A 15361-nucleotide genomic window follows, 5' to 3' on the forward strand; every position below is an offset into this window, starting at 1 on the left:
TTATAGACCCTTCTTAGTCAAATTGACGGCCCGGCTTACCGGGCCTGATTTAATCATTAACTTGCTTTGCGTGCAGCAATAATTGCTTCTTTCACGTTGTTTGGTGCTTCGGCGTAGTTCAATGGTTCCATTGAGTAAGAAGCACGACCCTGTGACAAAGAGCGCATATGGGTAGCATAACCAAACATTTCAGACAGTGGCACGTTGGCGTCGATAATTTTCATACCGCCAGGTGCATCTTCCATGCCGTTGATCATACCGCGGCGGCGGTTTAAATCGCCAACCAGATCACCCATGAACTCTTCAGGCGTAACCACTTCAACTTTCATGATAGGCTCAAGGATAACAGGCGACGCCTGCAAAGCACCTTTTTTGAAGCCCATAGAAGCAGCAATTTTAAACGCCATTTCATTCGAGTCAACATCGTGGTAAGAACCGTCATACACGGTTACTTTGACGTCGATCACCGGATAACCAGCCAGGATACCGTTCTTCATCTGCTCCTGAACGCCCTTATCCACCGCCGGGATGTATTCTTTTGGAATCACACCACCCACGACTTCGTTGACGAACTGGTAACCACCACCTTCTTCTAAAGGCTCGATACGCAACCAACAGTGACCAAACTGACCACGGCCACCCGACTGACGAACGAACTTGCCTTCGACTTCAGTTTTGCCGCGAATCGTCTCGCGGTAAGAAACCTGTGGTTTACCCACGTTGGCTTCTACTTTGAATTCACGCTTCATACGGTCGACGATGATGTCCAGGTGCAATTCACCCATACCAGAGATGATGGTCTGGCCGGTTTCTTCGTCGGTGTGAACCCGGAAGGATGGATCTTCAGCAGCTAGCTTGCCAAGTGCAACACCCATTTTTTCCTGATCCGCCTTGGTTTTTGGTTCTACCGCAACCGAGATAACCGGCTCAGGGAACTCCATCCGCTCAAGAATGATCGGGTTGTCGATATCACACAAGGTATCGCCAGTGGTGGTATCTTTCAGACCGATGGCCGCAGCGATGTCACCCGCCAGTACTTCTTTGATCTCTTCACGGCTGTTGGCGTGCATTTGCACGATACGGCCGATCCGCTCTTTCTTCATCTTGACCGAGTTGTAAACACCAGAACCAGACTCAACCACACCGGAGTAAACCCGGAAGAAAGTCAAAGTACCCACGAATGGGTCGGTCGCAATTTTAAATGCCAGCGCAGCAAAAGGCTCGTTGTCATCTGACTTACGGATACCTTCGCTTTCATCCGGCAAAATACCACGGATGGCTTTTACTTCGGTTGGTGACGGCAGGTAATAGACCACGTTGTCGAGCATGGCCTGAACACCTTTGTTTTTAAAGGATGAACCACACTGTACCAACACCACTTCGTTGCGCAGAGTCAATTCACGCAGAGCCGCACGGATCTCTTCTTCGGTGAACTCGTCACCTTCAAGATAACGCTCCATCAGCTCTTCGTTGGCTTCAGCTGCTGCTTCTACCATGTTCTGACGCCACTCTTCACATTCAGCAACCATATCAGCTGGAATGTCTTCGTAGGTGAAGGTCATGCCCTGATCGGCTTCATTCCAGTTGATGGATTTCATCTTGATCAGGTCAACCACACCTTTGAAGTCGTCTTCCGCGCCGATAGGCAGCTGAATAGGAACAATGGTGCTGTTCAGACGGGTACGGGCCTGCTCAACAACCCGCAGGAAGTTGGCACCGGTACGGTCCATCTTATTGACGTAGATCATCCGTGGAACTTCGTACTTGTTGGCCTGACGCCAAACCGTCTCAGTTTGCGGCTGAACACCTGATGAGCCACACAGAACAACGACAGCACCATCCAGTACCCGCAGTGAACGTTCAACTTCAACAGTAAAGTCAACGTGTCCTGGGGTATCGATCAAGTTAATGCGGTGCTCATCAAACTGCTGTTGCATACCTGACCAGAAGGCTGTGGTAGCAGCAGAAGTAATGGTAATACCACGCTCCTGCTCCTGCTCCATCCAGTCCATGGTCGCTGCGCCTTCATGAACTTCACCAATTTTATGGGATAAGCCGGTATAAAACAGGATCCGCTCAGAGGTCGTAGTTTTACCCGCGTCCACGTGAGCACAGATACCGATGTTGCGGTAGCGTTCTATTGGGGTTTTACGTGCCACAATACACTCCTATTAAATTAGTTCAGCTTACCAGCGGAAGTGAGCAAACGCTTTGTTTGCTTCAGCCATACGGTGGACGTCTTCACGCTTCTTAACCGCAGAACCTTTGTTCTCAATGGCATCCAGCATTTCACCAGCCAGACGCTGGGACATCGATTTTTCACCACGTTTACGGGCCGCTTCAACTAACCAGCGCATAGCTAAGGCATTACGACGAACCGGACGAACTTCACATGGTACCTGGTAAGTTGAACCACCTACCCGGCGTGATTTGACTTCGACCGTTGGACGAATGTTATCCAGAGCAACTTCGAACAAGTCGATGTGTTCTTTCTTCGACTTTTCAGCTGCGATTTCTAATGCGCCGTATACGATTGATTCGGCGATGGATTTTTTACCGTCGACCATCACGACATTGACAAACTTAGCCAGTAACTCACTTCCGAACTTAGGATCTGGAAGGATTTTACGTTGACCTATAACGCGTCTTCTTGGCATTCGAAACTCCGATTGCTTCAGGTGATTCCAAAACTTTAATTAATAAAGTCGTTTAGTTTGGCCTTACTAACGGAGTTCCGTTACGATTTGGGCCGCTTGGCGCCGTACTTAGAACGGCCTTGTTTACGATCTTTTACGCCAGCACAATCTAAAGTGCCGCGTACGGTGTGATAACGAACACCTGGTAAGTCTTTGACCCGGCCACCACGGATCAGGACCACACTGTGCTCCTGCAGGTTGTGACCTTCACCACCAATGTACGAGCTTACTTCGAAGCCATTGGTCAGACGAACACGACATACTTTACGCATGGCTGAGTTCGGCTTCTTAGGTGTAGTGGTATAAACACGGGTACAAACACCACGCTTTTGTGGACAAGCTTCCAAAGCAGGAACGTTGCTTTTCGCAAGTTTCTCCTGCCGTGGCTTGCGCACGAGCTGGTTAATTGTTGCCATTAAATACTCCTGGTTAATTGATACCCAATAAACGTGAAAAATCCGCACCCCAAAAATGGGGTCGCGGAATTCTAATGGTCAAGCTTTGAGCTGTCAAGTTTCAGTGCAATCTGCTGCCATTTTAAGCAGCAGATTAACAACCTTACTTAATCGTCGTTACCTGACATATCCATATTCAGTGCATCGGTTAGTGCCTGTTCGGCAACTTCTGCACTCATGGACGGTTCTGTCGTTTCAGCCGAAGCTTTATTACGCTGACGCAGACGGTTCTGGTGATAGGCAAAACCAGTACCGGCTGGGATCAAGCGTCCGACAATAACGTTTTCTTTCAGACCGCGCAGTTGGTCAATCTTGCCACCTACGGCAGCTTCGGTCAGAACCCGGGTGGTTTCCTGGAACGAAGCAGCTGAAATAAACGAATCGGTCGACAAGGAAGCTTTGGTGATACCCAGTAATACCCGCTCGTATTGAGCCGGGATTTTGCCTTCAGCTTCCAGTGCACGGTTGGCGATATTTACCCGTGCCAGTTCAACCTGCTCACCTTCGAGGAACTCACTGTCACCCGGGTTAGCAATCACACATTTACGCAGCATCTGACGGATGATGTTTTCAATGTGCTTATCGTTGATCTTAACGCCTTGTAAACGATAGACTTCCTGCACTTCGTTCACGATGTAACTGGCCACATGGTGGATACCACGCAGACGCAGGATATCGTGCGGCGACTCTGGACCTTCCGAGATCACTTCGCCCTTCTCAATACGCTCACCTTCGAACACATTGATCTGACGCCATTTCGGAATCATCTCTTCATGCGGCTCGCCCTGTGCTGGCGTAATGATTAAGCGACGCTTGCCTTTGGTTTCCTTACCGAAGCTGATCACACCAGAGATTTCCGCCAGGATGGCTGGATCTTTTGGCTTACGGGCTTCGAACAAGTCAGCAACCCGTGGCAGACCACCGGTAATATCACGCGTCTTCGAGCTTTCCTGCGGAATGCGAGCCAAGACGTCACCCGGCTGAGCCGTGGCACCATCACGGATTTCGATGGTGGTAAAGCTTGGCAGGCGAATTTCCTGCAAGCCACCGTCATCGGTAGCCAAAATCAGCTTCGGTTCTTTGGCGTTGGCTTTAGCCAGATCTTTCACCACAGTACGGGTCAGACCGGTCAGCTCATCCTGCTGGATTTCCGTGTTGGTATCATCCACATCGCTGAAGTTAACCTTAGCACTGCGCTCAACAATGATTGGGTGGGAATGCGGATCCCAGGTCGCCACAATCTGACCAGCCTGAGTTTTGCTGTTGTCATCCACCTGCATCACTGAGCCGTATGGCAGCTTGTAACGCTCTTTCTCACGTCCCAGCTCATCAAAAATAGTCACTTCCGCTGAACGAGAGGTAATGACGATTTTGTCATCAACGTTGCGCACAAACTTGGCATTGTGCAGCTTCATGGTACCAGCGGTTTTCACCTGCACACTGCTTTCTGCAGAGGCCCGCGATGCCGCACCACCGATGTGGAAGGTACGCATCGTCAGCTGGGTACCCGGCTCACCGATGGACTGAGCAGCGATAACGCCGACCGCTTCACCCTGGTTGATCAGGTGGCCACGCGCCAGATCACGACCATAACACTTGGCACAGACACCAAAGTCGGTGTCACAAGTGATGACAGAGCGAACATAAACTTCGTCGATGGAGTGTTGCTCGAGCAGATCACACAGTTTTTCATCCAGCATGGTGCCGTTTTCAATCAGCACGTCGTCGGAGTTCGGGATCAGCACATCGCCCAGCACCACCCGGCCCAGTACCCGCTCACGCAGGCCTTCTACCACGTCACCACCTTCAATCAGTGGCTTCATCCAAATGCCTTCTTTGGTACCACAGTCGTCTTCGGTCACTACCAAGTCTTGAGCCACGTCGACCAGACGACGGGTCAGATAACCGGAGTTCGCTGTTTTCAGTGCGGTATCGGCCAAACCTTTACGGGCACCGTGGGTAGAGATGAAGTACTGCAGTACGTTCAGACCTTCACGGAAGTTCGCTGTGATCGGGGTTTCGATGATGGAGCCATCCGGCTTGGCCATCAGGCCCCGCATCGCAGACAACTGACGGATCTGAGCTGGTGAACCCCGGGCGCCGGAGTCGGCCATCATGTAAACCGAGTTGAAGGATTGCTGCTCGGTTTCATTGCCATCGCGGTCAATCACTTTCTCTTTCGACAGGTTGTCCATCATGGCTTTGGACAAGGTTTCGTTGGCGGTTGACCAAATATCGATAACCTTGTTGTATTTCTCACCACCAGTGACCAGACCTTGCTGGAACTGGTCCTGGATCTCGGCTACTTCGGCTTCCGCCGCTTCAATGATGTCTTTCTTCGCATCCGGGATCACCATGTCGTCGATACCGACCGACACACCGGATAACATTGCATAATGGAAACCGGTGTACATGATTTGGTCGGCCAGGATAACCGTATCCTTCAGACCAATCTTACGGTAGGCACCGTTTAACAGACGCGAAATTTGCTTTTTACCCATTGCCTGGTTCACCGAAGCGAACTCCAGACCGGTTGGTAAAATGGAATACAAAATGGCACGGCCAACAGTGGTGTCATGAACGCCAGTGGTGGTGGTGCGATTGCCTTCCTCATCTGAAACGATTTCAGTGATCCGTACTTTGACTTTAGCGTGCAGCGAAGCATGGCCACCACGATAGGCTTTTTCAGCTTCTTTCGGGCTCTTGAACAACATGCCTTCGCCTTTGGCGTTTACCGCTTCACGAGTCATGTAATACAGGCCCAATACAACGTCCTGTGAAGGAACGATGATAGGTTCACCGTTGGCAGGCGATAACACGTTGTTGGTCGACATCATCAGCGCGCGCGCTTCCAGCTGAGCTTCCAGCGTCAGCGGCACGTGCACAGCCATTTGGTCACCGTCGAAGTCAGCGTTGTACGCAGCACACACCAATGGGTGCAACTGAATGGCTTTACCTTCAATCAGGACCGGCTCAAAGGCCTGAATACCCAGACGGTGCAAGGTTGGTGCACGGTTCAACAGCACCGGATGCTCCCGGATCACTTCGTCCAGTACGTCCCAAACAGCGCCTTCTTCCCGCTCTACCATCTTCTTAGCCGCTTTGATGGTGGTGGCCAGGCCACGACCTTCCAGCTTGCCATAGATAAACGGCTTGAACAGCTCAAGCGCCATCTTCTTCGGCAAACCGCACTGGTGCAGACGCAAGGTAGGGCCTACGGTAATCACCGAACGGCCTGAGTAGTCGACCCGCTTACCCAACAGGTTCTGACGGAAACGACCCTGCTTACCTTTGATCATATCGGCCAAAGATTTCAGTGGGCGCTTGTTGGTACCGGTAATAGCACGGCCACGACGACCGTTATCCAGCAGCGCATCGACCGACTCTTGCAGCATCCGCTTTTCGTTGCGGACAATGATATCGGGCGCAGATAGGTCCAACAGACGCTTCAGACGGTTGTTCCGGTTGATGACGCGACGATACAGATCGTTCAAATCCGAGGTAGCAAAACGGCCGCCATCCAGCGGTACCAAAGGACGCAGATCCGGTGGCAGTACTGGCAGTACTGTCATGATCATCCACTCCGGCTTGTTGCCAGAAGTATGGAATGCTTCCATCAGCTTTAACCGCTTGCTGATTTTTTTGCGCTTGGTTTCGGAGTTAATGGTTGGTAACTCTTCGCGCATCAGCTTGATTTCGTTGGCCAGATCCAAATCACGCAACAGGTCCAGAATGGCTTCTGCACCCATCTTGGCTTCGAACTCGTCGCCGTGCTCTTCCAGCACATCCAGGTACTCTTCTTCGGTCAGCATCTGACGACGCTCCAAAGAAGTCATGCCCGGCTCGGTCACAACGTAAGATTCGAAATACAACACCCGCTCAATATCACGCAGGGTCATGTCCAGCAGCAAGCCAATGCGGCTTGGCAGTGATTTCAAAAACCAGATGTGAGCAACCGGGCTGGCCAGCTCGATATGCCCCATGCGCTCACGACGCACTTTGGTCAGAGTGACTTCCACGCCACACTTCTCACAAATCACGCCGCGATGCTTTAAGCGCTTGTACTTACCGCACAAACACTCGTAATCTTTTACCGGCCCGAAAATACGTGCACAGAACAAGCCATCACGCTCAGGCTTAAAGGTCCGGTAGTTGATGGTTTCCGGTTTTTTCACTTCACCAAATGACCACGAACGGATCATATCCGGTGAGGATAAACCGATTTTGATCACATCAAATTCTTCGGTCTTGGTTTGTTGTTTCAGAAACTTTAATAAGTCTTTCACCTTAGCTCTCCTGTAAGAGGGTAAACCAATGGAGCCTGCCAGCAGGCTCCATCACGCCATGGAACGCGGGGTTTATTCCTCTTCCAATTCGATGTTGATCCCGAGCGAACGGATTTCTTTCATCAGTACGTTGAACGACTCTGGCATGCCAGGCTCCATCCGGTGGTCACCGTCCACGATGTTCTTATACATCTTGGTACGGCCATTGACGTCATCCGATTTCACCGTCAGCATTTCCTGCAGGGTGTAAGCAGCACCGTAGGCTTCAAGTGCCCAGACTTCCATCTCACCGAAGCGCTGACCACCGAACTGCGCCTTACCACCCAGCGGCTGCTGGGTAACCAGGCTGTAAGAGCCAGTTGAACGGGCATGCATCTTGTCATCAACCAGGTGGTTCAGTTTCAGCATGTACATGTAACCGACGGTTACTTTACGCTCAAAGGCATTGCCGGTACGGCCATCGTACAAAGTGATCTGACCGCTGGATGGCAGGTCTGCCAGCTCCAACAACTCTTTGATCTCAGACTCTTTGGCACCGTCGAACACTGGGGTGGCGATTGGCAGACCTTTACGCAGGTTACCGGCCAGGCGCAGCACTTCATCATCACTGAAGGTGGTAATATCGACTTGCTGACGCGACTCGCCCAGGCTGTATGCACGTTGCAGGAACTCACGCAGTTCGCCAATTTCACGCTGCTCTTGCAGCATGGTATCGATTTTCTCACCGATGCCACGTGCAGCCAGGCCGAGGTGGGTTTCTAAGATCTGACCAATGTTCATCCGCGACGGTACACCCAATGGGTTCAACACGATGTCGACCGGACGGCCTTGCTCATCGTATGGCATATCTTCGACCGGCACGATGGTTGAGATCACACCCTTGTTACCATGACGGCCTGCCATCTTGTCACCCGGCTGAATACGACGCTTCACCGCCAGGTAGACTTTAACGATTTTCAGCACGCCCGGTGCCAAATCATCGCCCTGACTGATTTTGCGACGTTTGACTTCGAACTTCTTGTCGTACTCGGCACGAATTTCTTCGTACTGGGCTGCCAGCTGTTCCAGATCGCTTTGTTTCTGATCGTCGCTGATGCTTTGATTAAACAGTGCATCCCCTTTCAGACCATCCAGCTTAGCGCGATCCACACCGGTAGACTCCAGCAGGTTACGGGCACGGTCAAAGATGCCTTGTTCCAGGATACGGAACTCTTCATTCAGGTCTTTCTTGGCCTGACGAATTTCCATGTCCTCGATTTCACGGGCACGTTGATCTTTTTCCACGCCATCGCGGGTAAAGACCTGCACGTCAATGACAGTACCATTGACGGAGTTAGGTACCCGCAGTGAGGTATCTTTGACGTCCGAAGCTTTTTCACCGAAGATAGCGCGCAGCAGTTTTTCTTCCGGTGTCAGCTGGCTCTCGCCTTTTGGCGTCACCTTACCAACCAGAATATCGCCGCTCTTCACTTCAGCACCGATGTAAACGATACCGGCTTCATCCAGCTTCGACAGCGCAGACTCACCAACATTCGGGATATCAGCCGTGATTTCTTCCGGCCCAAGCTTGGTATCACGGGCGATACAGCTCAGTTCCTGAATGTGGATGGTGGTCAGACGGTCTTCTTCTACCAAACGCTCGGACAACAAGATCGAGTCTTCGAAGTTGTAACCATTCCACGGCATGAATGCCACGCGCAGGTTTTGACCCAGTGCCAATTCACCCAAATCGGTGGACGGGCCATCGGCCAGTACATCACCACGCTCAACCGGCTCGCCCTGGCTGACGCAAGGACGTTGGTTGATACAGGTGTTCTGGTTCGAACGGGTGTATTTGGTCAGGTTGTAGATGTCGATACCGGCTTCACCGGCCACCATTTCATCTTCATGCACCTTAACCACGATACGGCTGGCATCAACGTAATCGATGGTACCACCACGCTTGGCCACCACGGTCACGCCTGAGTCTTTCGCCACCACGCGCTCAACACCGGTACCGACCAACGGCTTATCAGCACGTAAGGTAGGCACGGCCTGACGTTGCATGTTCGAGCCCATCAGTGCCCGGTTGGCATCGTCGTGCTCCAGGAACGGGATCAAGGCAGCAGCGACAGAAACGATTTGCTGAGGCGCAACGTCCATGTACTGCACCTGATCGGCTGGCATCAGGGTAAATTCATTTTTGTGACGGCATGGCACCAACTCTTCCACCAGACGATTTTCGTCGCTCAGCTCAGCGTTGGCCTGGGCGATGACGAAGTTGCCTTCTTCAATCGCCGACAGGAAATCCACTTCGTCGGTCACTACGCCGTTTTCAATCCGGCGATACGGTGTTTCCAGGAAACCATACTCGTTGGTTTGAGCAAACATCGACAAGGAGTTGATCAGACCGATGTTTGGACCTTCCGGCGTTTCGATAGGGCAAACACGACCGTAGTGGGTTGGGTGTACGTCACGGACTTCAAAGCCGGCCCGCTCTCGGGTCAGACCGCCCGGGCCAAGCGCAGAAATACGACGCTTGTGGGTCACTTCCGACAACGGGTTGTTCTGATCCATAAACTGCGACAGCTGGCTGGAACCGAAGAACTCTTTCACCGCAGCAGAAATTGGCTTGGCGTTGATCAAGTCTTGTGGCATCACAGCATCCAGATCGCCTAAGGACAGACGCTCTTTCACTGCACGCTCAACCCGAACCAGACCTACACGGAATTGGTTCTCAGCCATTTCGCCAACAGAGCGGATACGACGGTTACCCAAGTGATCGATGTCATCAACATCGCCTTTACCGTTACGAATGTCGATCAGGACTTTCATCACTGCCAGGATGTCGTCTTTCGACAACACGCCTTCGCCGGTGTTCTCGTCAAAACCTACGCGGCGGTTGAACTTCATCCGGCCCACGGTGGACAGATCGTAGCGATCTTCTGAGAAGAACAGGTTATCAAACAGCGTTTCTGCCGCATCGCGCGTTGGTGGCTCACCAGGGCGCATCATGCGATAGATTTCGACCAGGGCTTCCATCCGGTTCGAGCTTGAATCGATGCGCAGAGTTTCCGAAATGTACGGACCCTGGTCCAAATCGTTGATGTAGAGGGTTTCGAAACTGGTGTAACCGGCTTTGGCCAGCTTCTCCAACAGCTCGAGATTCAACTCAGCGTTCGCCTCAGCAATGATTTCACCACTGCTTTCATCGACATAATTCTTCGCCAGTACCCGGCCAATCAAATAATCGGCTGGAACTTCCATCATGGTCAGGCCGGTTTTTTCCAGCTGACGCACGTGACGGGCCGTAATACGACGGCCCTGCTCAACAATGACTTCACCATCGTTATCGATGATATCAAAGGCTGCCGTTTCACCGCGTAAACGGCTAGGGACCACTTCCATCATGAACTTGCCGTCCTGAATATCAAAACGGGTGTTCTCGAAGAAAGTATTTAAAATGGTTTCGGTATCGAACTCGAGCGCGCGCAGCAAAATAGTCGCTGGCAATTTACGACGACGGTCGATACGGACAAACAGGTTGTCCTTGGCGTCGAATTCGAAATCCAGCCAGGAGCCACGGTATGGGATCACCCGGGCATTGTACAATACCTTGCCGGAAGAATGCGTTTTGCCACGGTCGTGATCAAAGAACACACCCGGGCTACGATGCAGCTGAGAAACGATAACCCGCTCAGTACCATTGATCACAAAGGTACCGTTTTCGGTCATCAGTGGGATTTCCCCCATGTAGACTTCCTGCTCGCGGATGTCTTTGATGGTGCCTGGTGCTTCTTTATCAAACAACACCATCCGCAGTTTCACCCGCAGCGGCGCTGAGTAAGTGACACCACGGATTTGGCATTCTTTCACATCAAAAACAGGTTCCCCGATGCGGTAGCTGACGTACTGCAATTCCGCGCTGCCAGAGTAGCTTTTGATGGGAAAAACAGAGCGAAATGCCGCTTCCAGGCCATAATCACCTTCTGGATCAGGCTCGATAAATTTGTTGAACGACTCGATTTGAATCGACAACAGGTATGGCACATCCAATACTTCTGGACGTTTGCCGAAGTCCTTACGGATACGTTTCTTCTCAGAATAAGAGTAAGTCATGGGGTTCCTCAGCTTGCTGATTTTTTTCCCAACTACCCTTGCGGGCGGTTTTTATGGCAATAGCTGGTTGCCATCAGGGGTGGGGAAATCAAAGTCCCACAGCGCAAAAAGGCCGGTGATTAATTCATCACCAGCCCAGCCTGATTAACAGGCAGTAAGACGGGTCAAGCCCGAATTACTTAACTTCAACAGACGCACCAGCGGCTTCAAGTTCTTTCTTGAGTGCTTCGGCTTCGTCTTTAGAAACGCCTTCTTTGATTGGAGCTGGAGCGCTCTCAACCAGGTCTTTCGCTTCTTTCAGGCCCAGGCCAGTTGCGCCACGTACTGCTTTGATCACAGCAACTTTGTTCGCACCAACGCCAGCCAGAACAACATTGAACTCGGTTTGCTCTTCAGCAGCAGCAGCTTCGCCACCAGCAGCAACAGCAACTGCAGCAGCTGCAGATACACCGAACTTTTCTTCCATAGCGCTAACCAGCTCTACTACGTCCATAACGGACATTTCAGCGATAGCGTCTAGAATTTGGTCTTTAGTTACAGACATGACAAATTCCTACAATAAACGGCATTTAGCCTACATTAAACTCTTAATTGCACACAGCGTAAATTACGCTGCCTGCTGCTCTTTTTGCTCGCGAACCGCGGCAATGGTACGTACCAATTTGCCAGCTGCTGCTTCTTTCATCGTGCTCATCAGACGTGCCAAAGCTTCCTCGTACGTAGGTAGCGTAGCTAACACATCGATACTGACGGTTTCACCGTTGAAGGCGGCACCTTTTAGCTCAAACAGCTTCTCTTCTTTGGCAAAGTCTTTGAAAAGACGTGCCGCTGCACCTGGGTGCTCAGTAGAGAAAGCAATCAACGTTGGGCCAACAAAGGTTTCGCTCAGACACTCGAACGAGGTGCCTTGTACTGCGCGACGGGCCAGGGTATTACGCACAACGCGCATCCAGACACCATTAGCACGAGCTTGCTTACGCAGGCTGGTGATTTTATCGACAGTGACACCACGAGCGTCAGCGACTACGGCAGAAAGAGCACCAGTTGCGGCTTGCTGGACTTCAGCAACAATTGCTTTTTTGTCATCAAGCTTAATCGCCATTGGCTCTTAACTCCTGGTTCATCCAGACAAATGTCTGGCTTTCCAACACATCACCGACACAATGCCGGTGCGCGATTTACGGTGAGAGCCAGAAGAGTTTAAATACAATTCTGGGGCTAACACCGTCTGCGTAGGCGAATCATTAAGCAACAGCATGCTGTCGCACCTACGGTCTCGGACGGAAGCTGCTGCTTTGCAAGCAAAATAGCAGCTTCTACCCTAAAAAACGAGCGCGAGATTATATCTCAAACCTCAGCACTCTGTAAAGCTCAGTCGCTTCGACGCTTAGACCTGAGATGCCAGGGAAGCCTGGTTCAGGGCAATGCCTGCACCCATGGTCGAAGAAATCGTAACTTTCTTGATGAAAACGCCTTTAGCAACTGAAGGCTTGGCACGTTTCAGTGCCACCAGCAGGGCTTCCAGGTTTTCTTTCAATTTGTCTGCGTCAAAATCCACTTTACCAATGGTCGTGTGGATGATGCCGTTTTTGTCGTTGCGGTAACGCACCTGACCAGCCTTGGCGTTCTTCACCGCTTCAGCAACGTTTGGCGTCACAGTGCCGGTTTTCGGGTTTGGCATCAGGCCGCGTGGGCCTAAAATTTGACCCAGAGCACCGACCACACGCATAGCGTCTGGAGAAGCGATCACCACGTCAAAGTTCATTTCGCCTTTTTTGACCTGCTCAGCCAGCTCTTCCATCCCGACGATGTCCGCGCCAGCAGCTTTAGCAGCTTCAGCGTTAGCACCCTGGGTGAACACAGCAACACGAACGTCACGACCAGTGCCGTGTGGCAATACAGTAGCGCCACGCACGTTTTGGTCGGATTTACGGGCATCAATACCCAGATTTACAGCCACATCAACACTTTCTACGAACTTAGCTGTTGCCAGTTCTTTCAGCAGAGTGACGGCATCCTGAAAATCGTATTCACGAGTAGCGTCTACTTTTTCGCGGATCAGTTTTGCGCGCTTAGATAATTTAGCCATGTCTTAACCCTCCACTACCAGGCCCATTGAACGAGCAGTACCAGCGATGGTACGCACGGCAGCGTCGTGATCTGCAGCAGTCAGATCCGGCTCTTTCAGTTTAACGATTTCGTCGATTTGCGCCTGAGTCACCTTACCAACTTTCTTGGTATTCGGCTGACCAGAACCGCTCTTCAGGCCCGCAGCTTTCAGCAACAGGAAAGATGCTGGTGGCGTTTTGGTATCGAAGGTGAAAGAACGATCGCTGTACACAGTGATCACGACAGGGATAGGCATGCCTTTTTCCATGCTATCTGTTTTGGCGTTGAAGCCTTTACAGAATTCCATGATGTTCACACCGTGTTGACCCAATGCTGGACCAACTGGCGGTGACGGGTTTGCCATACCGGCTTTAACCTGCAATTTAATTAATGCAGTGACTTTCTTTGCCATAGTACACCTCTGTTTCGGGTCTTAGCCTTGTAAATGCGAGGACATTTACTCAAACGGCTCCCCTTGGTTAAAAAGGCCGCAGATCATAAAGCAATCTGCGGCCGGAATCAATGAATAAAATTTAGGCTTTTTCGACCTGACCGAACTCCAGATCAACCGGGGTAGAACGACCGAAAATAAGTACCGATACTTTGACCCGGCTTTTCTCGTAATCGACTTCTTCTACCACACCATTGAAATCAGCAAATGGGCCTTCGGTAACACGCACCACTTCACCCGCTTCAAACAGCGTTTTCGGTTTCGGCTTGTCAGCGTTGTCTTCCAGACGGTTCAGAATGATGTTGGCTTCTTTTTCAGAAATTGGCGCCGGCCGGTCGGAAGTACCGCCGATAAAACCCAGTACCCGTGGCACGCTTTTCACTAAGTGCCAGCTTTCCTCACACATTTCCATTTGCACCAGCACATAGCCTGGGAAGAACTTGCGTTCAGACTTGCGCTTTTGGCCAGCGCGCATTTCGACCACTTCTTCGGTAGGCACCAGTACATCACCAAACTTGTCTTCCATCTGGTGCATTTTGATGTGTTCACGCAGTGAGGTTGCTACTTTTTGCTCGAAGCCAGAAAAGGCCTGCACCACATACCAGCGCATTTTACCTGCCATGATTAAACTCCTACCCCGGTGAAGAATGAAACGATACGCAACAGAATTGCGTCCAGGCCCCAAAGAATTAAACCAACAATCAGGGTGGCGACCATCACAATAATGGTGGTTTGGGTGGTTTCCTGACGGGTTGGCCACACCACTTTACGCACTTCGGTACGAGCATCTTTGGCGAAGGCAACGAAGGTTTTGCCTTTTGATGTCTGAGCCGCGACCAGACCAGCACCTGCGACCAGTACCACGATAGCAACCGCGCGCTCCAGGGTGCCAAAATCAAATAGATAATTGCCGACCACGATCAATGACAGCAGGACAAAAACGACCAGCCATTTTACCGAATCCAGACTGCTTTTTGGGGTTTCACTCGTTGCACTCATGCTTACTTTCACCTCAGCTCGGCTTCACCGATACACATCGTCTTCAACACAGCATGGACGCTGCTGTGGAAAGGTTGGCAGGGGCAGAGGGATTCGAACCCCCAACCGTCGGTTTTGGAGACCGCTGTTCTACCAATTGGAACTATGCCCCTGCAAAAACGGTTTACTGCTTTATAGCAGTACTCAAAATAGCCGCTCATTATACTGCCTTCATAGGTGAAGGCAAGCCCAACAAACGGCATTCAAAGCTTTTTCCGTCTCAGACTG

The 15361-nt window shown here is 51.3% G+C and carries 11 protein-coding genes and 1 tRNA gene; all 12 read right to left on the bottom strand.

Going from position 1 to position 15361, the window contains the following annotated elements:
• Positions 1–56 precede the first annotated feature (56 nt).
• Positions 57–2159 carry an elongation factor G gene (gene fusA, locus QWY20_RS18035; RefSeq protein ID WP_330130373.1) on the bottom strand — a complete coding sequence of 701 codons (2103 nt, stop codon included), beginning with the start codon at positions 2157–2159 and terminating at the stop codon, positions 57–59.
• Positions 2160–2186: 27 nt separating this feature from the next.
• Positions 2187–2657, bottom strand: coding sequence for a 30S ribosomal protein S7 (gene rpsG, locus QWY20_RS18040; protein WP_305946496.1), 471 nt, complete (start codon positions 2655–2657; stop codon positions 2187–2189).
• Positions 2658–2737: 80 nt separating this feature from the next.
• Complete coding sequence (gene rpsL / locus QWY20_RS18045) at positions 2738–3112, bottom strand: 30S ribosomal protein S12 (RefSeq protein WP_091345529.1); 375 nt, start codon at positions 3110–3112, stop codon at positions 2738–2740.
• A gap of 146 nt (positions 3113–3258) precedes the next feature.
• The gene (gene rpoC / locus QWY20_RS18050) at positions 3259–7437 is read right to left on the bottom strand and encodes a DNA-directed RNA polymerase subunit beta' (protein ID WP_330130374.1); all 4179 of its coding nucleotides are present in this window, start codon (positions 7435–7437) and stop codon (positions 3259–3261) included.
• Between the two features lie 72 nt (positions 7438–7509).
• On the bottom strand, positions 7510–11535 hold the full coding sequence (rpoB, locus tag QWY20_RS18055) for a DNA-directed RNA polymerase subunit beta (protein ID WP_330130375.1): 4026 nt from the start codon (positions 11533–11535) through the stop codon (positions 7510–7512).
• Between the two features lie 175 nt (positions 11536–11710).
• Entirely contained in the window at positions 11711–12079 is a 369-nt protein-coding gene (rplL, locus tag QWY20_RS18060) for a 50S ribosomal protein L7/L12 (RefSeq protein ID WP_091345535.1), read from the bottom strand.
• Positions 12080–12142: 63 nt separating this feature from the next.
• Entirely contained in the window at positions 12143–12637 is a 495-nt protein-coding gene (gene rplJ, locus QWY20_RS18065) for a 50S ribosomal protein L10 (RefSeq protein ID WP_330130376.1), read from the bottom strand.
• Positions 12638–12922: 285 nt separating this feature from the next.
• A complete protein-coding gene (gene rplA, locus QWY20_RS18070; protein ID WP_330130377.1) occupies positions 12923–13624 on the bottom strand; it encodes a 50S ribosomal protein L1 in 702 nt (233 codons plus the stop codon).
• A 3-nt stretch (positions 13625–13627) separates the two neighbouring features.
• Entirely contained in the window at positions 13628–14056 is a 429-nt protein-coding gene (gene rplK, locus QWY20_RS18075) for a 50S ribosomal protein L11 (protein WP_330130378.1), read from the bottom strand.
• 121 nt (positions 14057–14177) lie between these two features.
• A complete protein-coding gene (gene nusG / locus QWY20_RS18080) occupies positions 14178–14717 on the bottom strand; it encodes a transcription termination/antitermination protein NusG (RefSeq protein WP_228614801.1) in 540 nt (179 codons plus the stop codon).
• A 2-nt stretch (positions 14718–14719) separates the two neighbouring features.
• Positions 14720–15094, bottom strand: coding sequence for a preprotein translocase subunit SecE (gene secE, locus QWY20_RS18085; RefSeq protein ID WP_330130379.1), 375 nt, complete (start codon positions 15092–15094; stop codon positions 14720–14722).
• 75 nt (positions 15095–15169) lie between these two features.
• Positions 15170–15246, bottom strand: a tRNA-Trp gene (locus QWY20_RS18090).
• Positions 15247–15361: the final 115 nt, after the last annotated feature.

The sequence above is a fragment of the Alkalimonas cellulosilytica genome, from assembly GCF_036325985.1.
Taxonomy (GTDB): domain Bacteria; phylum Pseudomonadota; class Gammaproteobacteria; order Enterobacterales; family Alteromonadaceae; genus Alkalimonas; species Alkalimonas cellulosilytica.